Source organism: Ornithinimicrobium pratense (genome assembly GCF_008843165.1).
Lineage (GTDB): Bacteria > Actinomycetota > Actinomycetes > Actinomycetales > Dermatophilaceae > Ornithinicoccus > Ornithinicoccus pratensis.
In genome coordinates, this window is the sequence record NZ_CP044427.1 from 3,409,712 (window position 1) to 3,436,348 (window position 26,637).

Annotated in this window: 27 protein-coding genes; 13 read left to right on the forward strand and 14 right to left on the reverse strand. The window is 72.6% G+C overall.

Features of this window, described 5'->3' with window-relative positions; all coding sequences use genetic code 11:
- Positions 1–32 precede the first annotated feature (32 nt).
- Positions 33–1,583, reverse strand: a complete 1,551-nt coding sequence (locus FY030_RS15630; RefSeq protein ID WP_158062439.1) for a flavin-containing monooxygenase — start codon at positions 1,581–1,583, stop codon at positions 33–35.
- A complete protein-coding gene (locus tag FY030_RS15635) occupies positions 1,580–2,512 on the reverse strand; it encodes an alpha/beta hydrolase fold domain-containing protein (RefSeq protein WP_158062440.1) in 933 nt (310 codons plus the stop codon). Before FY030_RS15635 ends, FY030_RS15630 begins: the two co-directional genes overlap by 4 nt.
- A 46-nt stretch (positions 2,513–2,558) precedes the next feature.
- Here FY030_RS15635 and FY030_RS15640 point away from each other — a divergent pair, with 46 nt between their 5' ends.
- A complete protein-coding gene (locus FY030_RS15640; RefSeq protein ID WP_158062441.1) occupies positions 2,559–3,821 on the forward strand; it encodes an alpha-amylase family protein in 1,263 nt (420 codons plus the stop codon).
- A gap of 50 nt (positions 3,822–3,871) precedes the next feature.
- Here FY030_RS15640 and FY030_RS15645 read toward each other — a convergent pair whose 3' ends face one another.
- Together FY030_RS15645 and FY030_RS15650 are read right to left on the reverse strand one after the other, a co-directional pair.
- Positions 3,872–4,489 (reverse strand): class I SAM-dependent DNA methyltransferase, encoded by a 618-nt coding sequence (locus tag FY030_RS15645; protein ID WP_158062442.1) that lies wholly within the window; start codon positions 4,487–4,489, stop codon positions 3,872–3,874.
- A 96-nt stretch (positions 4,490–4,585) separates the two neighbouring features.
- Positions 4,586–5,182 (reverse strand): winged helix-turn-helix domain-containing protein, encoded by a 597-nt coding sequence (locus FY030_RS15650; protein ID WP_158062443.1) that lies wholly within the window; start codon positions 5,180–5,182, stop codon positions 4,586–4,588.
- A gap of 66 nt (positions 5,183–5,248) precedes the next feature.
- On the opposite strand from FY030_RS15650, the gene FY030_RS15655 reads away from it, so the two are divergent.
- Entirely contained in the window at positions 5,249–6,514 is a 1,266-nt protein-coding gene (locus FY030_RS15655; protein WP_192498648.1) for an MFS transporter, read from the forward strand.
- A gap of 51 nt (positions 6,515–6,565) precedes the next feature.
- Here the strand turns inward: FY030_RS15655 and FY030_RS15660 are convergent, their stop codons facing one another.
- The 3 genes from FY030_RS15660 to FY030_RS15670 form a co-directional block, all read right to left on the reverse strand.
- On the reverse strand, positions 6,566–6,772 hold the full coding sequence (locus FY030_RS15660) for a helix-turn-helix transcriptional regulator (protein WP_202879724.1): 207 nt from the start codon (positions 6,770–6,772) through the stop codon (positions 6,566–6,568).
- Positions 6,765–7,157, reverse strand: coding sequence for a hypothetical protein (locus FY030_RS15665; protein WP_158062445.1), 393 nt, complete (start codon positions 7,155–7,157; stop codon positions 6,765–6,767). The genes FY030_RS15660 and FY030_RS15665 overlap by 8 nt, the downstream gene beginning before the upstream one ends.
- 85 nt (positions 7,158–7,242) lie before the next feature.
- Positions 7,243–7,686, reverse strand: coding sequence for an NUDIX hydrolase (locus tag FY030_RS15670; protein WP_158062446.1), 444 nt, complete (start codon positions 7,684–7,686; stop codon positions 7,243–7,245).
- Positions 7,687–7,751: 65 nt separating this feature from the next.
- Here FY030_RS15670 and FY030_RS15675 point away from each other — a divergent pair, with 65 nt between their 5' ends.
- The 4 genes from FY030_RS15675 (at position 7,752) to FY030_RS15690 (ending at position 10,531) form a co-directional block, all read left to right on the forward strand.
- A complete protein-coding gene (locus FY030_RS15675; protein ID WP_158062447.1) occupies positions 7,752–8,453 on the forward strand; it encodes a M50 family metallopeptidase in 702 nt (233 codons plus the stop codon).
- Between the two features lie 47 nt (positions 8,454–8,500).
- The gene (locus FY030_RS15680) at positions 8,501–9,103 is read left to right on the forward strand and encodes a rhomboid family intramembrane serine protease (protein WP_158062448.1); all 603 of its coding nucleotides are present in this window, start codon (positions 8,501–8,503) and stop codon (positions 9,101–9,103) included.
- Between the two features lie 121 nt (positions 9,104–9,224).
- Entirely contained in the window at positions 9,225–9,608 is a 384-nt protein-coding gene (locus FY030_RS15685) for a DUF1304 domain-containing protein (RefSeq protein WP_158062449.1), read from the forward strand.
- A gap of 32 nt (positions 9,609–9,640) precedes the next feature.
- A complete protein-coding gene (locus tag FY030_RS15690; RefSeq protein WP_158062450.1) occupies positions 9,641–10,531 on the forward strand; it encodes a nucleotidyltransferase family protein in 891 nt (296 codons plus the stop codon).
- Between the two features lie 116 nt (positions 10,532–10,647).
- Here FY030_RS15690 and FY030_RS15695 read toward each other — a convergent pair whose 3' ends face one another.
- From FY030_RS15695 to FY030_RS15705, 3 genes are read right to left on the reverse strand one after another with little or no spacing between them, the layout of a single operon-like run.
- Positions 10,648–10,932, reverse strand: a complete 285-nt coding sequence (locus FY030_RS15695) for a GNAT family N-acetyltransferase (RefSeq protein WP_158062451.1) — start codon at positions 10,930–10,932, stop codon at positions 10,648–10,650.
- Between the two features lie 22 nt (positions 10,933–10,954).
- Entirely contained in the window at positions 10,955–11,749 is a 795-nt protein-coding gene (locus tag FY030_RS15700; protein ID WP_158062452.1) for an IclR family transcriptional regulator, read from the reverse strand.
- Between the two features lie 11 nt (positions 11,750–11,760).
- Positions 11,761–12,972 (reverse strand): glycerate kinase, encoded by a 1,212-nt coding sequence (locus FY030_RS15705; protein WP_158062453.1) that lies wholly within the window; start codon positions 12,970–12,972, stop codon positions 11,761–11,763.
- 194 nt (positions 12,973–13,166) lie between these two features.
- Here FY030_RS15705 and FY030_RS15710 point away from each other — a divergent pair, with 194 nt between their 5' ends.
- The 3 genes from FY030_RS15710 (at position 13,167) to FY030_RS15720 (ending at position 17,465) form a co-directional block, all read left to right on the forward strand.
- Entirely contained in the window at positions 13,167–14,597 is a 1,431-nt protein-coding gene (locus FY030_RS15710; RefSeq protein ID WP_202879725.1) for an NCS2 family permease, read from the forward strand.
- An 85-nt stretch (positions 14,598–14,682) separates the two neighbouring features.
- Positions 14,683–15,966 (forward strand): glycosyltransferase, encoded by a 1,284-nt coding sequence (locus FY030_RS15715; protein WP_158062454.1) that lies wholly within the window; start codon positions 14,683–14,685, stop codon positions 15,964–15,966.
- 113 nt (positions 15,967–16,079) lie between these two features.
- Positions 16,080–17,465, forward strand: a complete 1,386-nt coding sequence (locus tag FY030_RS15720) for an ArnT family glycosyltransferase (protein WP_192498649.1) — start codon at positions 16,080–16,082, stop codon at positions 17,463–17,465.
- Here FY030_RS15720 and FY030_RS15725 read toward each other — a convergent pair.
- On the reverse strand, positions 17,377–18,150 hold the full coding sequence (locus FY030_RS15725; protein ID WP_158062456.1) for a DUF998 domain-containing protein: 774 nt from the start codon (positions 18,148–18,150) through the stop codon (positions 17,377–17,379). The genes FY030_RS15720 and FY030_RS15725 overlap by 89 nt on opposite strands.
- 76 nt (positions 18,151–18,226) lie before the next feature.
- Between FY030_RS15725 and FY030_RS15730 the strand changes: the two genes are divergently transcribed.
- Both FY030_RS15730 and FY030_RS15735 read left to right on the forward strand, forming a co-directional pair.
- Positions 18,227–20,581: an excinuclease ABC subunit UvrA gene (locus FY030_RS15730; RefSeq protein WP_158062457.1), complete on the forward strand. Its 2,355-nt coding sequence runs from the start codon at positions 18,227–18,229 to the stop codon at positions 20,579–20,581.
- A gap of 72 nt (positions 20,582–20,653) precedes the next feature.
- The gene (locus FY030_RS15735) at positions 20,654–21,676 is read left to right on the forward strand and encodes an LLM class flavin-dependent oxidoreductase (RefSeq protein WP_158062458.1); all 1,023 of its coding nucleotides are present in this window, start codon (positions 20,654–20,656) and stop codon (positions 21,674–21,676) included.
- 15 nt (positions 21,677–21,691) lie between these two features.
- On the opposite strand, the gene FY030_RS15740 is transcribed toward FY030_RS15735, so the two are convergent.
- The 3 genes from FY030_RS15740 to FY030_RS15750 all read right to left on the reverse strand — a co-directional run bounded on the left by FY030_RS15740 (position 21,692) and on the right by FY030_RS15750 (position 24,984).
- Complete coding sequence (locus FY030_RS15740; protein WP_158062459.1) at positions 21,692–23,026, reverse strand: MFS transporter; 1,335 nt, start codon at positions 23,024–23,026, stop codon at positions 21,692–21,694.
- A 159-nt stretch (positions 23,027–23,185) separates the two neighbouring features.
- Positions 23,186–23,863, reverse strand: coding sequence for a response regulator (locus tag FY030_RS15745; protein ID WP_158062460.1), 678 nt, complete (start codon positions 23,861–23,863; stop codon positions 23,186–23,188).
- The gene (locus FY030_RS15750) at positions 23,860–24,984 is read right to left on the reverse strand and encodes a sensor histidine kinase (RefSeq protein ID WP_158062461.1); all 1,125 of its coding nucleotides are present in this window, start codon (positions 24,982–24,984) and stop codon (positions 23,860–23,862) included. Before FY030_RS15750 ends, FY030_RS15745 begins: the two co-directional genes overlap by 4 nt.
- Positions 24,985–25,095: 111 nt before the next feature.
- Here FY030_RS15750 and FY030_RS15755 point away from each other — a divergent pair, with 111 nt between their 5' ends.
- Both FY030_RS15755 and FY030_RS15760 read left to right on the forward strand, forming a co-directional pair.
- Complete coding sequence (locus tag FY030_RS15755) at positions 25,096–25,854, forward strand: ABC transporter ATP-binding protein (RefSeq protein ID WP_158062462.1); 759 nt, start codon at positions 25,096–25,098, stop codon at positions 25,852–25,854.
- Complete coding sequence (locus FY030_RS15760) at positions 25,854–26,633, forward strand: ABC transporter permease (protein ID WP_158062463.1); 780 nt, start codon at positions 25,854–25,856, stop codon at positions 26,631–26,633. The genes FY030_RS15755 and FY030_RS15760 overlap by 1 nt, the downstream gene beginning before the upstream one ends.
- Positions 26,634–26,637 lie beyond the last annotated feature (4 nt).

A 26,637-nucleotide genomic window follows, 5' to 3' on the forward strand; every position in this document is an offset into this window, starting at 1 on the left:
GGTTACCGATCTGGCCAAAACCAGAGTAAAGATCACCCCTGAGGGTGCAAAACGGGGCTGGCCAGGGCAGTCCTACCCGGCACGGGGCCGGGCCGGCGGCCGCTCAAGGTCCGGTCCAGGTCGAGCCTGCGCACGGCGAACGCGTCGGTGAGATAGCTCTGCCGCATCCGCCACGGGTCCCGGTCACCCTGGCTGGGCAGCAGGCCCTCGGCCCGGCGCAGGTAGCCGGCGTCCAGGCCCATGAGCCTGCGCCGGTCCACCCCGGGCTCGTCCGCGGGGGCGACGACGGCATACCCCCGCTGCTGCATCCAGGAGAGCACCCGTGCGACCAGGCGCGCGGTGAGGTCCGCCCGCAGGGTCCAGGAGGCGTTGACGTAGCCGACCGTGAAGGCGAAGTTGGGCAGGCCGGTGATCATGGCGCCGGCCCAGACCAGCTGCTCGCCCAGCTGCACCGGTATGCCGTCCACCTGCGGCTCGATCCCGCCCGCTACCTGGACGCGCAGGCCGGTGGCGGTGACCACGACGTCGGCGGGCATGACCTCCCCGGTGCTCAGCCGCACGCCCCCCGGGACGACCCGGTCGATGGTGCCGGTGACGATCCGCGCCCGGCCGCTGCGCAGGGCGGCGAAGAAGTCGCCGTCGGGCGCGGCGCAGAGCCGCTGGTCCCAGGGTGCGTAGGGCGGGGTCAGGTGGGCATCCACGTAGTCCCGCGCGGCGTCGTCACCGCCCAGGGCCTGGACCGCCCGGCCGGTCAGCACCCGGCTGGCCAACCCCGGTGCGCCCCGCATCGCTGCCCACAGCGCGGACCCGATCAGCACGTTCTTGGCCCGCGCGGCCCGGTGGGCCGGCCCCGGGGGCAGTAGCTGGCGGGCTCGGTCGGCGAACCGGTCGCGGGAGGGGATCGAGCCGACCCACGTGGGGGTGCGCTGGAGCATCGTCACCTGCGTCGCGGCCTGGCCGTCCTCGCCCGGCCCGGCCAGTGCCGGGACCAGGGTGACCGCCGTCGCTCCGGAGCCGATCACCACGACGTGGCGCCCGTCGTAGTCGAGATCCTCCGGCCAGAACTGCGGGTGCACCACGTGGCCGGAGAAGTCCTCCAGCCCGGGGATCTGCGCGTCGTGCGGGTCGTCGTAGGAGTAGTAGCCGGTGCAGACGTGCAGAAACCGGCAGGTCCGCTCCTGGCGGCCGTCAGGGGTCTCGACGGTGAGCGTCCAACGGGCGGCTGCGTTGTCGAAGGAGGCCCCGATCACCTTGTGCCGAAGCCGGATCCTCCGGTCGATGCCGTGCTCGGCGGCGGTCCGCCGCAGGTAGTCGAGGATCTGTGACCCAGAGCCGATCGCCTCCTGCTCGCGCCAGGGGGCGAACGGGTAGGCAAGGGTGAACATGTCGGAGTCGGACCGCACGCCGGGGTAGCGGAAAAGGCTCCACGTGCCGCCCAGGTCGTCCTGGGCCTCGAGGACCTCCAGCCGCAGGTGCGGCAGCGCCGTCAGCAGTCGGTGCGCGGCCCCGATCCCGGACAACCCGGCGCCCACGACCACGACGTCGGCGTCCACCGGCGCGCCGAGGTCGGCCAGCGCGGTCATCCGCGCAACGACGCAGTCACGCCGGCCAGAAGGACGCCGCGGTCACGGCGACCCTCAGGGGTGGGCAGGAGCACGTGCACGTGCGGAGAGCCCTTCGCCGCGTGGACGGTGATGTCCGTGCCGGCCTCCTGGCACCGGCGCTGCAGAACCGCGACGTCGGGCCAGCAGATGTCCCGGGTGCCGGAGTAGACGTGGATCGGGGGCAGGCCGGAGAGGTCGGCGAAGAGCGGGCTGACCCGCGGGTCCTGCAGGTCGCGGTCGCCGGCCCAGGCCTCCATCAGCGGCGCGGTGCCGGCCCGCGAGAGCCACGGGTCGGAGGGCTCCACCTCGGCGATGCCGGGGTTGGACTGGCTGAGGTCCAGGGCGGGGCTGATCAGGGTCACCCCCACGAGCCTTGGGTCGCCGCGCAGGTGCTGGGCGGCCAGCAGCGCGATCGCGCCGCCGGCGGAGTCGCCGGCGAGGTGAATGCGCACGACCGCCCGGTCGCCGCCGTCCCGGTGTCCGTCACCGTCCCGGCCGGTGACCTGCTCCACCACCGCGTCGACGAGAGCGAAGATCTCCTCCCCCGTGTGCTGCGGCGCCCGGCCGTAGTGCGGCACGTACACCGGCGCACCCGTGGCGTCGGCCAGGTCGCCGACCAGGTCCCAGTGCTGGCGGGCGATGCCGTGCACGAAAGCGCCGCCGTGGAAGTAGACCACCGCGGTCCCCGGCATGGTCACGGTCGTCGGCGACGGCCGGACCCGGTCGAGGACGTGCCGGCCGGGGACGGGCAGGGCTCGCCGCCGCACCCTCGCGCGCAGCCGGCCCGGGGGTGAGGCAGGCGCCTTCCCGCGGGTCAGCAAGCGCAGTCCACGTGTCCGGGTGGCCATCGCCGGGTGCAGGACCAGGCGCAGGTAGGTCACGACGCCCCGGTTCGCCCAGCTGGTCATGGCCTTGACGTTAGCGGGCCGTCCGCCGACCTCCTACGCTGGTCGGATGCCGACATCACCCGCCTGGCCGGAGCACGCGATCTTCTGGCACGTCTACCCGCTCGGGTTCACCGGTGCCCCGGTGAGCGGGGAGGAGGCGAAGGCTGCGAATGCCCCCGGGGCGATGCCATACCCGCGCTTGCGGCACCTCACCCGGTGGCTGGACCACCTGGTGGAGCTGGGCTGCAACGGGCTGTTGCTCGGTCCGGTCTTCGCCTCGGCGGGGCACGGCTACGACACCCTCGACCACCGGCGGATCGACCCGCGACTGGGGACCGAGGAGGACTTCGCCGCGCTCGTCGGCGGCTGTCGCGCCCGCGGCGTGCGACTGGTCCTCGACGGGGTCTTCAACCACCTGTCCGCCGAGCACCCCGTCGTGCAGCGGGCGATGGAGGCCGGGCCGGACTCCGAGGCGGGGCGGTGGATCCGGTGGGTGGACGGCTACCCGCGGTGGTTCGAGGGGCACTCGACGCTGGTCGAGCTGGACCTGGCCCACCCTCCGGTCCGCGACGCGGTGGCCGGGGTGATGACGCACTGGCTGGAGCAGGGGGCGGACGGATGGCGGCTGGACGCCGCCTACGCGCCGGGCGCCGAGGTATGGCGTCCCGTCATCGACCGGGTGCGCGCCGCCCACCCGGAGGCCTGGGTCGTGGGTGAGGTCATCCACGGGGACTACCCTGCCTTCGTGGCGGGCTCGGGCGTGGACTCGGTGACCCAGTACGAGCTGTGGAAGGCGATCTGGTCCGCGCTGGTCGACACGAACCTCTACGAGCTGGACCACGGGCTGGGGCGGCACGACGACTTCCTGGAGACGTTCCTGCCGCAGACGTTCGTGGGCAACCACGACGTCACGCGGATCGCCTCGCGGGTCGGCGAGGACGGGGCGGTGCTGGCCCTGGCCGTGTTGATGAGCGTCGGCGGGGTGCCCTCGGTCTACTACGGGGACGAGGAGGGTTATACCGGCGTGAAGGAGGACCGGGCCGGCGGGGACGACGCGGTGCGCCCGCGGTTTCCCCAGGACCCGGGTGAGCTGGCGCCATGGGGCCAGCAGGTGCACCGCGCGCACGTCGACCTGATCGGCCTGCGGCGCCGGCACCCCTGGCTGGTGCGCGCGCGGACGAAGACCGTGTCGTTGGCCAACGAGCACCTCGTCTACCGGTCGGTGGGCGCCGACGGGCAGTGGCTGGAGGTGGAGCTGGACCTGCGGGAGGGTGCGCACCGGGCGCAGGTCCGGGACGCGGAGGGCCAGCGGCTCTGGGCGTGGGGATGAACGTCCGGTCGTCCTGACGGCATGACGCGGACCCCGCGTGCGGGGCGTCGCTAACGACGGGCGACGGCCAGGAAGACCGCGAAGACCTCGCCGTGCTTGACCAGGGTGGTGCAGTCGTCGACGGTGACGTCGGTGAAGCCGGCCGCCCGCAGCTGACGCGCGAGGCCGTGGCGGTCGAAGCCGTCGTGCCCGTCGAAGTCGTGCAGGTGGGCGTGAAACCGCCCGTCGTCGCTGTCGAGGTCGGCGACCGCGAGGTGCCCGCCGGGGACCAGGAGGCGGTGCAGGCCCGCCAGCACGGGCGCGAGGTCGGGGATGTGGTGCAGGACGAGGCTGGAGACCACTAGGTCGAAGTTCTCCTCGGGGAGGGTTACCTCGGGGTCGGTGAGGTCGAGATCCCACACCCGGGTGCCTTCGGGCAGCGCTCCGTCGGCCACCTTCCGCTCGGCGACCTGCCGCATACCGGAGGAGCTGTCGGCCAGGGTGAGCCGGCCCACGGCGCCCTGCAGCGCCTGGGCGACCAGGCCGGTGCCGGCGCCGTACTCCAGCAGCCCCTCCCGGCCGGTCAGCGGGACGGCCGCTCGGACGGCGTCTGCGATCTGGCGCGCCCGGTCCACCTTGTCCTGGTCGTCGTAGTCCTGCGCGATGCCGTCGAAGTGCTCCCGGGTCATAGGGTCAGCCTGCCACGGTGACGGGTGGGCCTGGGGCGACCGCGGGGTGTTCGGGGCGGGACCGACCGAGCCCGGGACCGGGCGGTGGCCCCTACGTCAGTCCTCAGCCCGTAGCGGGAACAGCTGCCGATAGACCTTCACCGTCCGGGTGCCCTCGTCGCCGTGCTCCTCGCGGGCGGCCCGCGCCCGGTCCCGGTGCTCGGCGACGACCTCGGCGAGGGCCGTGTTCAGCGCCTGGAGCTCCTGGGGGGTCATCCGGGCGGTGAGCTCGTCCGTGATGGCGACCTCCAGCCACTCGCGCTCCTCGTGCGGCTGGCGGTCGATCCACTCCATCCCCCGCCGGGCACGTTCCTGGACCTGATGACGCTGGATCAGCTCCACGGAGGTCAGCGCCCCAGGGTCCTCGGCGAGCACCTCGAAGCCGAAGGAGATTCCCTCGGCCTGCCACCAGCGCTCCCGCCCGGTGCCGCGGCCGACGAGCTCGGAGACGACACCGTGCCGCTCGAGCTGACGCAGGTGGTAGCTGGTCTGCCCGGTGCTCTCCCCCGTGGCCCGCGCCAGCATCGTCGCCGTCGCGGGGCCGTGGTCCTTGAGGTGGTCATAGAGGCGCAGGCGCAGCGGATGGGCGAACGCCTTCAGCGCGGAGGTGTCGATGGCCCGGGCGTGCACGGGAGGGGGGTTGCGCTCAAACATGATGCAGATATACCTTTGCAGAGAATTCTTTGCAGTGTTCTGGCTGCAATCAGTCTAGGAGCCGTCATGCACCTCTTCCGCCTCCACCTCGCCGGGGTCGGCCTGGGCAACCTTGCCGATGGCATCGTCGCCGGGGCAGTGCCACTCCTGGCGATCACCCTGACCCGGGACCCCCTGCTCGTCGGCCTCGTCTCCACCGCGATGTGGCTGCCCTGGCTGCTCGGGGCACTGCTCGTCGGGGTCGTGGTCGACCGCACCGACCGGGCCCGGCTGCGTCGGCTCGCCCTGGCTGCCCGGACCTGCGTCCTCGGCGCGGGCGTCGGCGTGGCCCTCGCGGACGTGCTCACGATCTGGGTGCTGCTCGCCCTGTGCCTGGCGTATGCCGTGACCGAGGTGTTCTCCGACCTGGCGGCCAGCGCGATGATCCCCCAGCTCGTCCCGCGCGAGGACCTGCCCCGGGCCAACGCACGGGTGATGGGCACCGAACGGCTGATGCAGGAGTTCGTCGGTCAGCCGATCGGCGGGGCGCTGGTCATGCTCGGCGCCGGCTGGGTGTTCGGCAGCTCGGCGGCCGTCGTCGTGCTCGTCGTGCTGCTGCTGGGCCGGCTGCGGCGGCCCGAGGGCTTCGTCGCCCCGCGCCGGTCATCCGTCGACAGCTCGGTGGCGGAGGAGGCCGCGACCGTGCGTCAGGACCTGGCCGAAGGGCTGCGCCTCGTGCTGCGCCACCCTGTCGTGCGCCCGTTCACCATCTCGGCGGCGCTGACCAACTTCGCCAACACGGCCTACTTCTCGGTCTTCGTGCTGTGGGCGGTCGGCCCGGGGTCGGCGGTCGGGCTGGAGCCCTGGCAGTTCCCTCTCCTGGTCGCGGTGCTGTCGGCGGGCGCGATCGCGGGTTCACTCGTCCCCAGCCGATGGCTGCTGCGCGTCGGCGAGGTGCGGGTGATGATCGGCTGCTGGTTCGTCAACTCGGCGCTGCTGCTGGTGCCGGTGCTGGTCCCGGCGTGGTGGGCGATCGGCCCGGTGCTGGTGGTGATCGGCGCCACCAACATGGTCGGCAACGTCATCGGCGCCAGCATCCGTCAGCGGGTGGTCCCGGCGCAGCTGCTGGGCCGGACCGGGGGCGCGACCCGCACCCTGGTCTTCGGCACGATGGCCGTCGCCGGGCCGGTCGGTGGGCTGGTCGCCCGCGAGCTGGGGCTACCCGTGCTCTTCGTGGGCGCGACCGTGATGGCGCTGCTGGTCACCGCCTGGGTAGCGACCCGGGTCGACCAGGATGTCGTCGACCGCGCCGAGGCGGCGCTGGCCGAGCAGGAGACCACCCCTGTCCGCTGACGCCGGGCGCCCCGGGGGCCTCGCCGGGCTGGCCGTCTGGCCGCCGGCGACTCAGCGGTCGACCAGGGTGAAGATCTGCTCCACCGGGCGACCAAGGAGTTGGGCCAGTCGCAGCGCCAGCGGCAGGCTGGGGTCGAACCGGCCGGTTTCGATGGCGTTGATGGTCTGCCGCGAGACCCCGACCTCCTCGGCCAGCCGCCCCTGACTCCATCCGCGGTCCTCGCGCAGCGACCGCAGGATGCTCGTGGTCTCAGCCACCCAACTTCCTCAGCTCCACGGCGTAGCAGCTCCAGATCAGCACCGGCAGCGCGGCGAAGGCCGCGATCCCCCAGAGGCCGGGCGTGGGGCCAGGGACGTACAGCAGAGCCAGCATGAGCAACCCGTTGATGACCAGGACGCCCAAGAGGGCCCGCTCGTATGCGTTCTGCCACGCCCGTCTCTCGACGCTATCGGGGGAGTCCTCCCGCCGCTCCCGACGACGCCGCCGGGAGATGACGTTGGCCGCCAGGCCGGCCGGAATGATCATCAAGGCGCTGGACAGCACCCGGATCAGGGTGCTCTCGCGCTGGTCGGCGAGGTAAAGCAGCGCGACCCCCGCAAGAAACAACGCTGCTGCCAGCAAGCAGATGTCCCGAGACCTCATGTGTCATGTGTACTTGACAGCCGAGCGGCCTGTCAAGTGCACTTGTCAGGGGGGTCGTGTCGGGTTCAGTACCCCGTCGGGCCGGTCAGATCTGCGGGTTCCATGCGCGCTCCACGGCCAGCTGCACGATCTCCGCGGTGTGCTCGGTCAGCGGGAAGTCCGACCTGGGCACCCAGCGGGCGAAGTCCGTCGTGCCATCACGCTCCACCGTCCCCAGCTCCCCGCCGGTGATCGTCGCGGCAAACAGCAGCCGCTGGGAACGGAAGGGGCGGCCCGACTCCTGGCGACCGGAGAAGTGATGCTCGGCGAGCAGCGGACCGACCGTGACGGCATACCCGGTCTCCTCGTAGACCTCCCGGACCACCGCGTCCTCCAGCCGCTCGTCGAAGTCGACGCCGCCGCCCGGCAGGGACCAGCCCGGTCGCAGCCCACGCGGCCCGCCGTTGAACCAGGTCAGCAGGATCCGGTCCTGCTCGTCCACGAGGACGGCGTAGACGGCCAGGCGGGTGTCGTACTCGGTGTAGTGCACGGCGAAGAACCTACCCGCGCCCCGGAGCACCGTCGGGTGCGGGGATGTGTGCCAGGATCGGGTCCGTGCTGGCTGACCTCTGGGCGCGGGCGAGCGCAACGCAACCCCCGTTGCCCTGGGAGGGCAGCCTGCTGCTCGGCCTGGTCGCCCTGCTGGTCACCTGGAGCCCGCTCGGCCACCGGGTGGTGCGCCACCTGGTGACCCTGGTGCACGAGGCCGGGCACGCGGCGGTCGCAGCCCTGGTCGGGCGTCGTCTCTCCGGCATCCGGTTGCACTCCGACACCTCCGGCGTGACCGTGTCCCGGGGCCGACCACGCGGGCCCGGCATGGTGGCCACCATGCTGGCCGGCTACCCGGCCCCGGCCCTGGTCGGCCTGGCGGGCGCCTTCCTGCTCGGCGCGGGGTATGCAGCAGGCGTCCTCTGGGCGCTGGTCCTCACCTGCGCCCTCGTGCTGCTGCTGGTGCGCAACCTCTACGGGCTGTGGGTGGTGCTCGTGCTGGGGGTCAGCGTGGCGTTGCTGTCCTGGACTGCTCCGGCGGCCGCGCTGTCGGGGACGGCATACCTGATGGTGTGGACCCTGCTCCTCGCGGCACCCCGCGCGGTGGTCGACCTGCACCGCGAGCGCCGCGGTCGGCGCGGAGGCAGCGACGCCGACCAGTTGAGGAGGCTCACCGGTGTGCCGGCGTCGGTGTGGACCGCCGTCTTCTGGTTGGTCACCGTGGGCGCGCTCGTCGTCGGGGCTCGCGAGCTCGTGCCGCTCGGCTGAGGGGCGGCCGGTCTGGCCCTCGATGCCGGGCCTGCGACGATGGACCCGTGACCATCTCCCAGCAGACCCGCGCCGGCTCCCCGACCTGGCGGCACCGCCTCGTGCCGGTGCTGGTTTTGGTCGCCCTGATGTGGGTCCTGGAGCTCACCGACCTGCTCCTGCCGCTGAACCTCGACCAGTTCGGGATCCGCCCGCGCGACACCGGGCACCTGGCCGGCATCGTGCTCAGCCCGTTCCTGCACCTCGGCTTCGGCCACCTCATCGCCAACACGACCTCGCTGCTCGTCCTGGGCGGGCTGTTGGCCCTGGCCACCCGCCACCTGTGGGCGGTCACCGGCCTGGTCGTGCTGATCGGCGGGCTGGGCGTCTGGCTGTTCGGCGGCTCGGGCAGCGTCCACATCGGCGCCAGCGGGGTGGTCTACGGCTACGCCGCCTTCCTGGCTGTGTACGGCTTCGTCGCACGGGCGTTCGGCCCGGCGTTGGTCGGTCTGCTGGTCGTGGTGGCCTACGGCTCGCTGCTGTGGGGCGTGCTACCGCTGCGCGAAGGCGTCTCCTGGCAGGCCCACCTCTTCGGCGCCGTTGCCGGGGTGCTCGTCGCGGTCTGGCTCGGGCGGCAGGACCGCGAGGCTCGCCCAGCGCGGCGTCGCTGACCGACCCGCACGGCGGCACTGACCACCGCCGACGGCGATCTGCGGAAATTGTTGTCGGACCGTCACCCATCCGTGACCGTCCCGAGATCGGATCCCCAGATCGGCTTCCTATCCTGGCGCGGTGCTGTTCGCCGGACTCATCCTCGCTGCCCTCGCGGCGGTGCTGCACGTCTACCTCTTCTACCTCGAGTCCATGGCCTGGACCTCGCGCGAGGCGCGCCGGATTTTCCGCACCACGCCGCAAGAGGCCCAGCAGCAGCGCCTCCTGGCCTTCAACCAGGGCTTCTACAACCTCTTCCTGGCCCTGCTCGTCGCCCTCGGTGCCGTCTCCTACGCCCTGGGCTCCACGACGGTCGGGCTGACCCTCCTGCTGGCCGGCACCGGCTGCATGCTGGCCGCAGCGGTCGTGCTCGCGTTCAGCTCACCCGCCTACCGGCGCGCGGCGGTGCGGCAGGGCGCCCTGCCGCTCCTCGCGGTCCTCGCCCTGGTCGGCTCCCTCCCCTGAGAGACCGCCGCCCTCCCGACTACCCTGCCCGGATGGGCACGCTTCCGAAGGACCGCGGGCTGGACCGGCACGGTCACGTCCGGCGCGAGGGGGACCTGAGCCTGGTGCAGCCCGAGTTCGCTCCCCTGGTGCAGCGGTATGCGGCCGACGCCCGAGCAGCCTTCGGATCCGACCTGGACAGCATCTACCTCTACGGCAGCATCCCGCGCGGCACCGCGCGCCTGGGGGTCTCCGACCTGGACGGTCAGCTGTTGCTTCGGCGGGAACCGACCGCGGCTGACCGCGAGACCGTGCGCGATCTGGAGGAAACCCTAGGAGCGACTGGCCCGCAGGTCAGCTTCGTCGGGATCCTGCTTGACGCGCGCGCCGCCCTGGTCGACCCCGCCGACCACTACGACGGTGGCTTCCACATCCGGGTGCTGTGCACGCCGGTCTGGGGGCCGGACGCCGGCGAGGAGGTCGCGCCGCACGAGGCCAACCTCGAGCTTGCCCGAGGGGTCCAGGGCGACTGGCGCGGCGCCCTGCAGCGGCTGCGGCAGGACGGGAGCACGCTGGCTCAGGCCTCGGCCAGCACGGGCGCCAATGGCGGGGTCAGCGTCGGCAGCGCCGACGGCGGGGTCAGCGTCGGCAGCGCCGACGGCGGGGTCAGCACCCCTCCCGACCTCAGGACGTTCTGCCGGTCGACCGGCCGGCGGCTCTGCCGCATCGCCTTCTCCTGGGTGCTGCCCCGGTGGGGCGGCTGGAGCAGCGACCCGGCCGTCATGCACCAGGTGGTGGCCGCGTTCGAGCCGGGGTGGGCGACACCGATGGCCGCCGCCGTCCGGCTCGGCTGGGAGGGCGAGCAGGACCTCGCGCTTGCGCAGGAACTGCTGGGCGGCTTCGCCCAGGAGCTGACCGACCACGGGAGCGCGCTCGGGGCCTGATGCCCACGGTGCGGCAGCTCCAGCCGGCTTGGGGCTGCCTGCTCCGGCGACGCGCGCCCGTCCTCCACCAGGGTGCGGAGGCGGCCCCCCTCGTGCCGCAGGGTGTGGGCGAGGAGCTACGCCAGCAGGTCGGCGTAGTCCGGGTGCTTGTCGATCCAGGAGGCGATGAACGCGCAATCGGCGCGCACCTTGCGCTCCCCCGCCTCGCGCACCTCGTCCAACGCGGCCTGGGCCAGCGTGCTGCCGATCCCCTGGCCCTCGTGCGCCGGCTCGACCTGGGTGTGGGTGAAGACGACCAGGTCGCCCTCGAGACGGTACTGGGCGACGCCGGCGAGCTCCCCCTGCCGGTGCGCCTCGTACCGCTGCTGTTCGGGCTCGTGGGTGACGCTGACTTCGCTCATCCTTCGACCCTAGGGCAGGTCCTCAGCCGATGAGCAGCGAACGGTCGGACCCGAGCACGTCGGCGATCTGCCGCGCGGTCTCCCGCAGGACGGTGACGCCGCGGCGCACCGCAGCATCGTCCATCCGGGCGCTCGGCCCGGACATGGACAGCGCCATCTTGCGCGGTGCGCCGGGGACCGGCACCGCCACGCAGCGCACGCCGATCTCCTGCTCCTCCTCGTCCGTGGCGTATCCCCGCCCCCTGGTCAGCGCCAGGTTCTCCAGGAGCTGCTCGGGCGTGGTGCGGGTGTGCTCGGTCAGGCGCGGCATGCCGGTGCGGGCCAGCAGGGCGCGGACCTCATCCTCGGGCAGCTGGGCCAGCATCACCTTGCCGACCGCGGTTCCGTGCGGCAGCGTGCGGCGGCCGACCTCGGTGAACATGCGCATCAGCGTCGTCGAGGGCTGCACCTGGGCCACGTAGGTCACGTGGTCGTCCTCAAGGACGGCCACGTTGACCGACTCCCCGAGCTGCTCGACGGCCCGGGAGAGGTAGGGCCCGGCCCAGACCCCGATGCGCCGGGCGGACTCCGCCGAGAGCCGGAGCAGCTTGGGGCCCAGGGAGTACTGCCGGTTGGACTCCTGGCGCACGTAGCCGAGGTCGACGAGGCTGCGGATGAGCCGGTGGATGGTGGCCGGCGCCAGGGACAGTTGCTCGGCCAGCTGGGACAGGCTGATCATCCCCCCGGCGTCCGCCATCGCCTCCAGAATCCCAAAGGCCCGCTCCAGGGACTGCACGCCACCGGTCCGCGCCGTGGGGACGCTGCTGGGTTCGGCCATGGGATCCTTCCTCACCCTCCGCTTGGTGGGCGGAAAGTTCTGCTGGATGGAAAGTCTAGCTGGGCGGGCTGGGACGGATCCGGCCCTGGCAGCTCTCGGGCAATCCGCCGGCCCACCTCACGCAGGAGGGGCTCGGGGTGGGTGAAGGACTCCTGGGGGTAGGTGGCCAGGTCGGCGAGCGCATGGGCAGCGCGGAAGCCGGCCTGCCGCAGCTGCTGCTCGTCGAGCGCCACCCGGCCGGCGACCGCCACCACCGGGACACCCGCCGCGCGGGCCGCGGCCGCCACTGCCGCCGGGGCCTTGCCGTGCAGGGTCTGCCCGTCGAGGGAGCCTTCCCCGGTGACGACCAGGTCGGCACCGGGCAGGGCATCGTGGAAGCCGGTGAGCTCGAGCACCACCTCGGCGCCGGGCCGGAGCACGGCCCCCAGGACAGCCAGCGCGGCAAACCCGACCCCTCCGGCGGCACCTGCGCCCGGGGTGTCCCTCAGATCCTGGCCGGTATGGCGAGCCACCACCTCAGCGAGGTGGGCCACGCCCGCGTCCAGCGCCCGGACGTGGTCCTCGTCGGCCCCCTTCTGCGGCCCGTAGACGGCGGCTGCGCCGTGCGGGCCGGTGAGCGGGTTGTCCACGTCGCAGGCGACGGTCAGCCGCGCCGTGGCCAGCCTCGGGTGCAGACCGGAGAGGTCCAGGGCCGCCAGGCGTTCCAGCCCGGCGCCGCCGGGTCCCACGGGCGCCCCGTCGGCGTCGAGCAGGCGGGCCCCGAGCGCCTGCAGCAGGCCCGCGCCCCCGTCCGTCGAGGCGCTTCCGCCGATGCCCACGAGCAGGGAGGTGGCGCCGGCGTCGAGCGCGTGCGCGACCACATCGCCGAGCCCGCGGCTCGTCGCGGTCATCGGTGCCAGCCGGTGCCTGAGCCGGGCGAGGCCGCATACCTCGGCCATCTCGACCACGGCCTCGCGCCCGCCCGCGCGGGCGGCATAGGCCGCGCGGACGGGCTCGCCGAGCGGCCCGGCTGCAGTGACCTCCACCCGCTCGAAACCGGCTGCGGCCGCCGCCGCCAGCAACCCGTCCCCACCATCGGCCACGGGCACCACGACAACCTCCGCGTCGGGTCGTTCCAGCGCGATCCCCTCGGCCAGGTGCCCGGCGACCTCGGCCGCGGTCAGCGTGCCCTTGAACTTGTCGGGGGCGAGCAGGACCCGCGGGGCAGTCGGTGCGGTGGCCATCGTCGAGCCTCGTTCCCTCGTCGGTCGTCCCGGCCCTGGAGGCAGCCGTGAACCCCGATTATCCGCACACCCTGACGGGTCACGCCAGCGAGGGGCTACCCTATCGCCCGCCCCGTCGCGACACTGACCGGCACCCGGCTGCCATCGGTCCGCGTCTTTCCCCGCCCCGCTGTCCCGCCCCGCTAGGAACTGCCTTGGCTACCACCCAACCCGCCAACACCCCACCTCCTTCCCGACCGCACGACCCGGGCCCCGGCACCGGGGCCACGGGCCTGCTCGACCGCTACTTCGGCATCACCGCCGTCGGCTCCACCATCCCGCGCGAGCTGCGGGCCGGGCTGACCACCTTCCTGACGATGAGCTACATCATCTTCGTCAACCCCTCGGTCCTCAGCGCGGCGATCGACGTCCCCAACGGCTTCGTCCAGCTGCTCATGGTGACCTGCATCGCCGCCATGTTCGGCTCGGTGATCATGGGCGTGGTCGCGAAGTACCCCTTCGCGCAGGCGCCGGGGATGGGGCTGAACGCCTTCTTCTCCTTCACCGTCGTGCTGGGGATGGGGGTGGAGTGGCCGACCGCGCTGGGTGCCGTCTTCATCTCCGGCCTGCTCTTCGTCGTGCTCTCCCTCATCGGGGTGCGGCAGGCGATCGTGCGTGCGCTGCCGATGGGGCTGAAGCTGGCGATCACCGCCGGCATCGGCTGCTTCCTGGCCCTGCTCGGGCTCAGCACGGCCGAGATCGTCGTGTCCAACGAGGCCACCCTGGTGGGCCTGGGCGACCTGAGCGCGCCCACCGCCTGGCTGGCGCTGCTCGGCCTGGGCCTGACCGCGGCGCTCATGGCCCGCAAGGTCACCGGCGCGATCCTGTGGGGCATCCTCGTGATGTCCCTGGTGGCCGTGGTGTCTCGCATCCCGGTCTACAGCGGGGGCGAGGACGACACGCTGCAGGCCTTCCCCGGCTTCTCCGACGGGGTCGTCGCGCTGCCGGTGTGGCCCGGTGACCTGGTCGGGCAGCTGGACATCATGGGCGCACTCAGCCTGGGCCTGGTGACTGTGGTGCTGACCTTCTTCATCGTCGACTTCTTCGACGCGACCGGCACGCTCACCGGCCTGGCGCACCGCTCCGGCTACCTGGACGAGAACGGCGACATGCCCCGCGCAAAGCGGGCCTTCTCGATGGACGGCGTTGCGGGCATGTTCGGCGCCTTCATGGGCACCTCCACGGTGACCGCCTACGTCGAGTCCGCCTCCGGCATCGAGGAGGGCGGCCGCACCGGCCTGACCGCCACGATGACCGGCGTCCTGTTCGGGCTGGCGATGTTCCTGTGGCCGGTGGCGGCCATGGTGCCCGGCGCGGCCACGGCACCGGCGCTGATCCTCGTCGGCGCGCTGATGATGCAGGGCATCCGGCACATCGAGTGGGAGAAGGTCTCCGAGAGCGTGCCGGCCTTTCTCACCATCATCCTGATGCCGCTGACCTTCTCAATCGCCAACGGCGTCTCGCTGGGCATCATCAGCTACTGCGCGATCAAGCTCGCGATCGGTGAGGGCCGCAAGGTGTCCTGGCCGCTCTACCTCATCGCCGCCTTCCTGCTCTCCCGATACATCTTCTTCGCCGACGGCTGACCGGCGGCCCGGACCTCGTCGCTGGAGCGGGATGCCGTGAATTAGCGTGGTCCTCCACAGTCGTCGAGGCGAGGGAGGGCCACGCATGGCCGATCATCCCTACCCGTCTCCCCAGGCCCGCACAGGTGCCCCGCAGGGGCCGGGGCCGAGCAAGGTGGTCGTGGCGGCGGTCGGCAGCCGCGGCGATGTCGTGCCGTTCGCCAACCTGGCCGCCCGCCTGGCCGCGGCGGGGCACGACGTCACGCTGGTCACCCACGCGGCCTACAGTCATCTCGCCAACCCCTCGCTCCGCCTCGCCCCCGTCGCCAGCGACCCGAGGGCGCTGCTGGCGGGCCCGGCCGCGCGGGCGGTGCGGCGGGCCAGCCCGCGTGGGCTCAACCGCACGCGTCATCACTTCGCTGACTTCCTGCACGCCGCCCAGGAGCCGGCCGGCGCGGTCCTGCCCGGTGCTGACCTGCTCATCGCCTCGACGTTCGCCGTCGCGGCAGTCGACGAGGCGCTGCGACAGTCCGTCCCTGTCGTCCGGGCTCACATGTGGCCGGAGTACTCGGGGCTGACCGGGCCGATGCCTCTGCTCCCGTACGGGTGGCTCCTGCCCGGGCCGGCACGGCGTCTCGCCCGCGGTGCGCTGCGTCGCGCCGAGCCGTTCCTGGGTGGCCTGGACGGGTGGTGGGAGCGTGGACGGCTGCATCTGGTCGCCAGGCACCCCGTCGGCCTGACGACGGCGACCCTGGGGTCGTTGTACGCCTTCAGCCCGCGCCTCGTCGCACCGCTGCCCTCCGACGGCGTCGTGACGGGGTGGTGGACCGATCCGGACCCGCCGCAACTCTCCCCCGAGGTGGCGCAGGCCCTCGACGACGGTGATGACTGGATCTACGTCGGGTTCGGCTCGATGGAGCAGGACGACCCCGACGAGCTGCTGGCCCGGGTCGATGCGGCGTGCGAACGCCTCGGGGTCCGGGCCGTCGTGCAGCTCGGGCAGGTGCGCGGCAGCCCCCACCCGCACCTACTGTGCATCGGCGAGGAGCCGCACGACGAGTTGTTCGGCCGGACGCGCGCCGTGGTCCATCACGGGGGCGCGGGCACCACGGGCGCCGTCGTCCGCAGCGGCGTCCCCTCCGTGGTCGTCCCGCACTTTGCCGACCAGTTCTACTGGGCGTCTCGCCTCTACTCCCTCGGGGTGGCCCCGCGCCACGCCCCCAGGGCCTTCTCGTCCGAACGGCTGCTGGCCCGGCGCATCGAGGAGGCCCTTGCACCCCAGATGACCCGGCGTGCAGCCGAGCTGGCGGACGGAGTGCGCAGCGAGGACGGTTGCGGGCACGCCGTGCGCCAGGTCGAGGAATGGCTGGTCCAGGCGAGGAGCGGGTGACCGCCGCGGGCCCGGGGAGCACATCCGGCGCGACCGGGGCAGCGGGTGCGGGCACCACCGGGGCGACACCACGGCAGCGGCCGGTCGGGCCGCTCAGGGTCGCCGCCGCACCCATGATCGCGATCACGATCCTCCTGCTGGCGGTCGCACCGCGCTACGGCCCGCACTGGGACGAGCTGTACTTCGGGATGCTGCCGCTGCACTGGTGGTATGTCGATCAGCCACCGCTGACGGTGTGGCTGTCCTGGCTGGCCACCCAGCTGAGCGACGCAATCTGGGTGCAGCGCCTGCCCGCGGTGACGGCTGCGGCCCTGGGCGCCTTCGTCGCGGGGCTGTACCCCCGGGTCCTGGGTGCCGGTCCACGGGCCCAGCGGCTGGCGGCGTGGGCGCACGCCTTCACGGTCTACCCGCTGATGATGGGGCACATCTTCACCACGGCAGCCATCGACCTGCTGGCCTGGCAGGTCGTCATTCTCCTCGTGCTCCGGGCCACCGCCGGGCACCCGCGCAGCCTCGTCTGGGCCGGGACCATCGCCGGGCTCGCCGCGTGGAACAAGCTGCTCGTCGTCGTCCTGTTGGTCGCGCTGTTCGTCGGGTTGCTGCTCACGGACCGGCAGCTGCTGCGGACGCGGCACACCGTCATCGGCGTCGTCCTGTTCGGGCTGCTGGCGGCGCCCCAGGGCCTGGCCCAGCTCCTGAACGGGATGCCGATGGCGCAGGTCTCGGCCGGTCTGGTCGAGGCGCAGGGGGATCTGGTCCGGCTCACCCTGGTGCCGACCCTCTTCCTCTTCGTCGGCCCGCCGCTGCTGCTCGTCTGGGTGGCCGGGCTGGTCGACCCCTGGCGGACCCCGGGCGGGCCGGGCCGCTTCCTGCTGCCGACCCTGCTGCTCCTGGTCGCCTGGACCCTGGCCAACCCCGCACAGCCGCACTATCCCGCCGGCGCGCTCCTGCCGGCGCTCGCCATGGGCTGGGCAAGCCCCCGCCTGCGGGCGCGCTGGTCGCCCGCCAAGAGGCAGGGCGTCATCGCCGCCAACGCGGTCATGGCCAGCCTGGTCTGTCTACCGCTGCTCCCCGCGACCGACCCGTGGCTGTCGCTGCAGTCACGGATCAACCCGACCATCCGCGACCAGGTCGGATGGCTGGACTACGTGGACCAGGTGCGCGAGGTGCGACGCGAAGGCGAGGCGGTCATCACCGACACCTATGCCCTCGCCGGGGCCCTGCACCGCTACGGCTCACCGGAGGAACAAGCCCGGGTGCACTCAGGTCACAACGCGCTGTGGGACCTCGGGCCGCCCCGCGGAGACCGGGTGCTGTTGGTCGGCGAGCACGCCGTGGCCCAGAGCGCGGCCTTCCGGACGTGCACCCCGGCGGGGACCCTGCAGGCCAGGCCCGTCGCGCACCCCCAGCTCATCGGTCCGCCGATGCTGCACTGCGAGGAACCGGTGACTGACTGGCAGACGGTGTGGCCGCAGTTCCGTCGGCTGAGCGGCTGGTAGGACCCTGCGAGCCCCCGGCACCACCGCCGGGCCGCAGGCGCATCGCCTCCACCACCAGGGCGCTGACGAGGAAGAACACGATGCCCAGCTCCCCCGCGCCACGCGGGAGGACCGCATCCGGGAGGCGGCTCTCGGCGGCGAGCAGCAGCGCTGCTCCCCCGAGCAGACCACGCACGACCCGGTGGGAGTCCAGCCAGCCCGTCTCGGGCCGGGCCGCCGACCACAGCAGGCCCAGTCCGGGGGCGACGAGGGCAAGGACGACCCCGACCAGGTGGATCGCCCCGTGGTCGGTCGCGGTGAACAGCCCAGCGACGACCAACCCCACGCCCATCACGACCACGCTGCCCGCCAGGATGCGTCCCCACAGCCGCAGCAACAGCGAGCCCGCCACGGCCAGCAGCCCCCCGGTGAGGATGAGTCCGCTGTTGAAGAGGACGTGACCGGGTGAGCAGATCCACCGAGCATCACGGACGTGGCAGGACCGGTCACCCAGGTCGCTCACCATGTTCAGGTGCCACACGTAGGCGGTGCCCGGTGTGCGGACGGCGAGCGCGAAGACGGTCACAAAGACGCCCACCCCCGCCAGCACGGCGACCGCCCCGAGCCGGTCGCGCAGGGCGACCTCCGCCGACGCCCGATCGGCACCGCGACCGCCTGCGCCGCTGGCGCGCGAACGGAGTGCCATGTGGCGATCCTAGAGGTGCCTCCCACTTCGCCGTGCCTCTTGGGGCACGTCGGGGCATGGGTGCACACTGATCGCCATGAACCCCGCCGATGCCCGCCTGCACCCGGCCGACACCCATGACACCATCCGGGTCCGGGGCGCCCGCGTCAACAACCTCAAGGACGTCGATGTCGACCTGCCTAAACGGCGTCTCACGGTGGTCACCGGGGTCTCAGGGTCGGGCAAGTCCTCACTGGTCTTCGGCACCATCGCGGCGGAGTCGCGGCGGCTGATCAACGAGACCTACTCCTCCTTCGTGCAGACCTTCATGCCGACGGCCGCCCGCCCCGACGTCGACCACCTGCACGGACTGACGGCCGCGATCGTCATCGACCAGGAGCGGATGGGCAGCAACCCGCGGTCGACGGTGGGCACCGCCACCGACGCCCTGGCCTGGCTCCGGGTGATCTTCAGCCGGCTGTCCACGCCGCACGTGGGGCCGTCGGCCGCCTTCTCCTTCAACATCGCCGCCGCCTCCGGCCAGGGCGCGGTGACGGTCCAGAAGGGGCAGGGGAAGCCGGTCAAGGAGGTCAAGCACTTCCAGGTGCTGGGCGGCATGTGTCCCGACTGCGAGGGTATGGGCACCCTGGCGGCCATCGACGAGGATGCCGTGGTCGACCGCAGCAAGAGCCTGGCCCAGGGCGCGATCCTGCTGCCCGGCTACCCGCCCGACTCGTGGGGCTGGCGCGCGTATGCCGAGAACGGCCGCCTCGACCCCGACAAGACGCTGCGCGACTACTCCCCCGAGGAGTGGGACTGGCTCATGCACGCCGAGCCGACCAAGGTCAAGGTCGGCGGCATCAACATGACCTACCTGGGCCTGGTCCCACGCATCCGCCAGACCCTCTTCGGCGAGCGCCCGCCGAAGCAGGCGCACATGATCGCCTTCAAGGAACGGGTGGCGGCCACCGGCCCGTGTCCGGCCTGCGGGGGCACCCGGCTCAACGAGCCGGCCCGCACCGCGACCGTCCGCGGCACCACCCTGCCTGAGTGCTGCGAGCTGGAGATCAGCGAGCTGCTGACCTGGGTCGAGGATCTCGACGAGCCGAGCGTGGCACCGGTGCAGCAGGCGCTGGCTGAGATGCTGCGTGCGATGGTCGACATCGGCCTGGGCTACCTCTCGCTCTCCCGCGCCTCCGGCACCCTCTCCGGTGGGGAGTCGCAGCGGGTGAAGATGGTGCGGCACCTGGGCTCGGCGCTCACCGACGTCACCTACGTCTTCGACGAGCCCACCGTCGGTCTGCACCCGCACGACATCGCGCGGATGAACACGCTGCTGGGCCAGCTGCGCGACTCCGGCAGCACCGTCCTCGTCGTCGAGCACAAGCCGGAGGTCATCGACATCGCCGACCATGTCATCGACATCGGTCCCGGGGCAGGCAGCGACGGCGGCCAGGTCGTGTACGCCGGGCCCCGCGCCGGTCTTGAGGCCTCCGGGTCGGTGACCGGTCGCCTGCTGGACCGGCGCCCCAGCCTGCGCGACCCGGCGCGGGAGGGCACGGCATACCTGGAGATCCGGGACGCGCGGCGCAACAACCTGGCCGGCGTCGACGTGGACATCCCGCTCGGGATGCTCGTCGCGGTGACCGGTGTCGCCGGCTCGGGCAAGAGCTCGCTGGTGCACGGCTCGCTGGCCGGACGGGAGGAGGTGCTCGTCGTGGACCAGTCGGCGATCCGCGGGTCCCGGCGGTCCAACCCCGCGACCTACAGCGGGCTGCTCGACCCGATCCGCGCCGCCTTCGCCAAGGAGCACGGCGTCAAGGCCGCCCTGTTCAGCCCGAACTCCGAGGGTGCCTGCCCGGCGTGCAACGGCTATGGGGAGATCTACACCGAGCTGCCCGGTATGCCGCCCGTCGTCACCCCCTGCGAGGCGTGCGGTGGGCGCCGCTTCCAGGACGAGGTGCTCGCCTACACCCTGCACGGGCTGGCGATCGACGAGGTGCTGCGGCTGTCCGTGGCAGAGGCGGCGGAGGTGTTCACCACCGGCAAGACGGCGACGATCCTGCGGCGGCTGCTCGACGTCGGCCTGCCCTACCTCAAGCTGGGGCAGACACTGACCAGCCTCTCCGGCGGCGAGCGCCAGCGGCTCAAGCTCGCCTCCCAGCTCCGCACCTCGCCGGTCGTCGTCCTCGACGAGCCCTCCTCCGGGCTGCACCTCGCCGACACCGACACCCTGCTGGGGATGTTGCACGGCCTCGTCGACGACGGCACCAGTGTCATCGTCATCGAGCACAACCTGGCGGTCGTCAGCCAGGCCGACTGGATCATCGATGTCGGGCCGGGCGCCGGCCACGAGGGTGGGCGCATCGTCTTCGAGGGCACCCCGGCGCAGATGGTCGAGGTGTCGGACACGCTCACCGCCCAGTACCTTCGCGAGCGGCTGGGGCGGTAGAGATCTGGGCCGGCACCACCGGTGCGTGTGTCAGCTCCGGAATGCCTGTTCCTCCACCGCGTTGACCCAGGTATGAAGCGCATCGGCTTTCTCTCCTTCGGGCACTGGACCCCGCACCCGCAGTCGGCGGCGCAATCCGCGTCGGATGTGCTGCTGCAGTCGATCGACCTGGCGGTCGCGACCGAGGAGCTGGGCGGTGACGGCGCCTACTTCCGGGTGCACCACTTCGCCCGGCAGCTGGCCTCCCCGTTCCCGCTGCTGGCGGCGGTCGGGGCCCGCACCAAGCGGATCGAGATCGGCACCGGCGTGATCGACATGCGCTACGAGAACCCGCTCTACATGGTCGAGGACGCCGGCGCCGCCGACCTCATCTCCGGAGGGCGGCTGCAGCTGGGCATCAGCCGCGGCTCCCCGGAGCAGGTGATCGAGGGCTACGGCTACTTCGGCTACCAGCCCGCGGAGGGAGAGACCGATGCGGACATGGCCCGTCGGCACACCGCGGCCTTCCTGCAGGCGCTGGAGGGCGAGGGCTTCGCCGAGCCCAGCCCGCGCCCGATGTTCCCCAACCCGCCCGGACTGCTGCGGCTCGAGCCTCACTCCGAGGGGCTGCGGGAGCGCATCTGGTGGGGTGCGGGATCCCGGGCCACCGCCGAGTGGGCCGCGGGGCAGGGGATGAACCTGATGAGCTCGACCCTGCTGACCGAGGACGCTGGCGTGCCCTTCCACCAGCTGCAGGCTGAGCAGATCCGGCTCTTCCACGACGCCTGGACGGCTGCCGGGCACCACCGTGAGCCGCGGACCTCCGTCTCCCGCAGCATCTTTCCGCTGGTGAGCGAGCAGGACCACGCCTACTTCGGACTGGAGCGTCGCAGCGCGGACCAGGTCGGGATGCTGGAGGGCGGACGGGCAACCTTCGGCAAGACCTATGCCGCTGAGCCGGAGGAACTGGTCCGCCAGCTGGCGCAGGACGAGGCGATCGCCGCCGCGGACACTCTGCTGCTCACCGTGCCCAACCAGCTGGGTGTGGACTACTGCGCCCACATCATCGAGCAGGTGCTCGAGGTGGCCAAAGACCCCGCGCTGGGCTGGCGCTGACCTGCCCGCGGACGCTCAGGGGTTGGGTGAGGGGGGGCTGACACGGAACCGGCCGACCTCACGGTGGGTGAGCGCCACGACGACGGTGACGGCCAGGCACGACACCGCGCCGAGGACGGCCGCCGCGGCCGGAGTCGTCAACCCGGCGACCAGGCCAGCGCGGGCGTTGCCGAGGTCGGGACCGGCGACCCCGACCACGTGCTCCACGGCCGAGACCCGACCCAGGTGGCTGTCCGGGGTGGCCAGCTGGACGATCGCTGCCCGGGAGGTCACCGACGCGGTGTCGGCGGCGCCGGCCACGACCAGCGCGGCGAGCACCCACCATGTCAGCCCGGCGAAGGAAGCCAGGCCAAAACCGAGCAGGGCCAGGCCCCAGACCCCCACTGCGAGCAGCTGCACCCGCCCCAGGTGGGTCCTACGGGTGACCAGCCCAGAGGCCAGACCCGCTATGGACCCGCCGACCGCGACCGCGCTCATGAACAGGCCGAGGGTCCTCGGGTCCCCGTCAAACAGCTGCTGGTTGATCATCGGAAAGAGGGCGACCGGGAAGGACAGCACCATCGCGGCCAGGTCGAGCAGGAACGAGCCGCGCAGCACCGGGTCCCGGGCCACCAGGGACATCCCCTCGGTGAGGTGGCCCAGGCCCCGTCGGGTCCGGCCCCAGAGCAGGGCCACCCGACCCGGCGTCGTGACCACCTCGCCCGCCACCGGGTCCGGGCCGACCTCTTCGAGCTCATCGGCCCGACGCGGAGGCATCGAGGGCAGGCTCCACACGGCCCAGCACGACACGGCCAGCGCGCAGGCGTTGACCAGGTAGCACAAAGCCGGGCCCACCGCCCCCACCAGCACCCCGCCCAGCGCGGGCCCCACCAGCATGGCCAGCTGGAAGGAGAGCATGTGCAGGGCGACCCCGGCCGGAACCAGGTGTCGCGGCAGGAGACGGGCGATGAAGGTGCGTCGGGCTGGGGCACCGAGGGCGTTGCACGCCGTCTGCAAAGAGATGAGCCCGAGCAGAAGAGGCAGCGGGTAGGCGCCCAGCACGAGCTGGGCCGCGAGGAGCAGCGCCGCGACGGCCTGCCCGCCCGTGGACCACATTCCGACAACGCGTCGGTCGAAGAGGTCGGCCAGCGGCCCCCCGAGCAGCCCCATGACGATCATCGGCACCGCCTGCGCGAGCCCGATGGCGCCCACCCAGAACGGGTTGCGGGTCAGGTCCCACACCTGGAAGAGGACCGCGACGACGGCGACCTGCTGGCCCAGGCTGGAGAGGATCCCGCTGACCCACAGCCGCCGGAAGGGCGCGCTGGCCCGCAACGGCGCGAGGTCGACCAGGGCGTTGCGGGCGCTCACCCGCCGGCTCCGGTCATGGTGCAGACCCGCACCACCGATCGGTCGGCGACGATCCTGCGCGCGAAACCGGTCCCCCTCATTGCCCCGATGATAGGCGCTGCGTCTCCGCCGCCGAAGGCAGCACCGGGACACTGGCCTCGCGGCCTGCGCCACGGAGGGTCAGCCCAGGATCCCTTCGTGCAGCGCCCGCAGCACGGCGTTGGTGCGGTCGCGGGCGTTGAGCTTGACCAGCACGGCGGACACGTGGTTCTTCACCGTGCCCTCGGCCAGGTGCAGCGCACCGGCGATCTCGCGATTGCTGTAGCCCTCGGCCACCAGCCGCAGCACCTCTACCTCGCGGGTGGTCAGCGGCTCCACGGCAGCACTGGCCGGCGAGTGTGCGGCTGAGGGGGCTGGGCCGGAGCGCAAGGCGGTGAGCAACCGGCCGGTGATCGAGGGGGCGATCAGCGTGCCGCCCTCGGCCAGCGTGTGCACCCCGCGGGCCAGCTGCTCCAGCGTGACGTCCTTGAGCAGATAGCCCCGGGCACCCTCGCGCAGGGCGTCCAGCACCAAAGTGTCGTCGTCGAACGTGGTCAGCACCAGTACCGGCACCTCCAGGCCCCGCTCCCGCAGCTCGCGCAGAGTCCAGAGCCCGTCGAAGCGGGGCATCCGCAGGTCGAGCAGCACCACGTCCGGGCGCTCCTGCTCGACCACCGCCACCGCCTCCGCACCGTCCCCGGCCTCCCCGACCACGCAGATCGAGGCGAGGTCGAGCAAGGTCCGGATGCCCTGCCGCACCAGAGTCTGGTCGTCGACCACCACCACCCGGACCCGGTCGTCCGCCGGTGGGTCCGTCATGCCGCCGGCACCCGCGCGACCACGGCGAAACCGGCCGGACCCTGGCCGTCGAACCGAACCTCCCCGCCCAGCGCCTCGAACCGCTCGACGAGGCCCTGCAGACCGTGGCCAGGCTGCACCCGTGCCGCTCCACGACCGTCATCCTGGGCCTGCAGGACCGTGCACCCCTCCCCGTCCCGTGCCACGGTCACGCTGAGCGTGCGGGCCTGCGCGTGCCGGAGGGTGTTGGTGACGATCTCCTGGACGGCCCGGACCAGCGCGGCCGACTCCTCCTCCCCCACCTCGACGTCGCCCGCCACCTCCAGGCGCACCTCCAGCCCTGGTATGTCGTGCACCACCTGCTCCAGCGCCTCGCGCAGGTCGGTGGGTCGGGTGCGCAGCTCGTCCACCGCCGCCCGCACGTCGCCGAGCAGCTCCCTGGCCACGGCTCCGGCCCGCACGACGTGTGCCTGGGCCCCCTCCCCCTCCCGGTGGCGGGCGGCCTCGAGCTCCAGGCTGAGCACGGTCAGCGAGTGACCAACCGTGTCGTGCAGGTCGCGGGAGATCCGCAACCGCTCGGCCGTCCGGGCCGACTCGCCCAGCAGGGCCGTAGCTGCCCGGAGTTCGACGTGGGCCGCGGTCAGCTCACGGCGCAACCGCTGCTCCCGGACCAGGCTGAGCACGGACAGCGCCGAGACGATCTGCAGGAAGAGGTAGAGCGCGGCGGCGGCGACGACCTCCCACCACGGACCGTTGCCGTCGGCCCAGGCCCAGGCCAGGACGAGGAGGGCCGTGTTGAGGCCGACGATCGCCAGCACGAGCCCGAAGGGCACCAGATAGACGGCCAGGGCGGCGACCACGACCAGCAGGATCGACAGAAACCCGGCAGGCGCGCTGCCGACCAGGACCCATGCGCCGACCGTCGCGACCCCGAGCGCGACGCGACCGGACACCGGTGGGTGGCCTGGTTCCGAGTGCGCCGCGGCCACGACGAGAGCCACCACGGTCACCACGTAGGTCAGCGACCACCAGAGGCGCGGCAGCTCGGGGCTCACCACCCCGGTCAGGACGGGCAGCCCGATCGCCAGGAGCACGGCGAGCATGACGAGCCCGGCCCAGACCTCGGCGTCCACCTTGCGCATGTCCCCAGCGTAGGGCGGCCTTCCTGGGCCGCGCGGGTGCCGGAAGTCATGGCCCGAACCGGTGACGATCGGCACGCGCGCGGGGTGCCCCGACCTCCATACCGTCGACACATGAGGACGACACAGATCCCACCCCCCGCCGTGGTGGTGGAACAGGTGCGCAAGCGCTACCGCTCGACCCAGGCCGTGGACGGCATCAGCCTGACCGTCGCCCGAGGGGAGACGGTCGGGATCCTCGGGGCCAACGGCGCCGGCAAGACCACCCTGGTCGAGATGATCGCCGGCCTGCGCACCCCGGACACCGGCTCGGTCCAGGTGCTCGGGCTGCACCCGACCCGCGACCGCGCCCGGCTGCGGCAGGTCCTCGGCGTGCAGCTGCAGAACGCCTACCTGCACCACGCCCTGACCGCGCGGGAGCTGGTCGAACTCTACCGCAGCTTATACCCCCACCCGCGCGGCACCGACCAGACGCTCGACCTGGTCGAGCTGGGTGCGCACCGGGACACCCAGTTCGAGAAGCTCTCGGGCGGGCAGCAGCAACGTCTCTCCGTAGCGCTGGCCCTGGTCGGCCGGCCCCGGATGGTGATCCTCGATGAGCTGACCACCGGGATGGACCCCCGCGCCCGGCGACGGATGTGGGGAGCGATCGAGGCCCTGCAGGACGACGGCGTGACCATCCTCATCGTCAGCCACGCCATGGACGAGGTGGAGCGGCTGTGCGACCGCGTGCTGCTCCTGCAGGACGGGAAGGTGATCGCGGAGGGCACGCCCGCCGAGGTCACCGCGCAGGCGCAGGCGGCGAGCCTGGAGGACGCCTTCGTCGCGCTGACCGGGACCACGCTCGACGACCTGCAGATGGAGGAACTGTGATGACCACCGACACCGCACAGATCGAGGCCCGGCGGCCCGGGCCGCACGCCTGGCGCATGCTGGTGCAGTCCGAGGCCAAGATGGTCATCCGGGACACCGCCGGCCTGATCGTCCCGCTGGGCCTTCCCCTGCTCATCCTGGTGATGAGCGCCTCGGCCGCGTCCGAGCACGCCGTGGGGTCCCAGGGTCTGACCGGGCTGGAGGCCTACGTGCTGCCACTCGTCTTCGCGGTGGTGATCGCCTCCATCGGGATCATCAACATGCCCAGTTTCCTGGCCTACTACCGCCGGACGGGGATCCTGCGCAGGCTTGGGGTCACGCCCGCCTCGCCCACGATGGTGCTGATGGCGCAGGTGCTGGTCAGCCTGGCGCAGGCGCTGCTCGGGATGGGGCTGGCGCTCGCCGTCGCGATGCTCGGCTTCGGCGCCCGGCTGCCCGACGCCCCCTTGACCGTGCTGGGGATCGGCCTGCTCGGCATCGCGGCGATGTATGCCGTCGGCCTCGTCGTCGCCGCGGTCGCGCCCACACCCAACTCGGCGGTGGCGATCGGTCTGGTCGCCTTCTTCGCCATCGGCGCCGTCGGTGGCCTGTTCGGCGGCCAGGACGCGCTGCCGGGCCCGGTGGCCACGATCGGGGAGCACCTGCCCTTCGGGGCGACGGTGCAGGCGCTGGGCGCGGCCTGGGTCGGCGCCGACGTCGAGCCGTCCCACCTGCTCGCCCTGGGGGTCAGCGTCGTGGTCGGCGCGGGGCTGGGCACGGCGTTCTTCCGCTGGGAGTGACCGA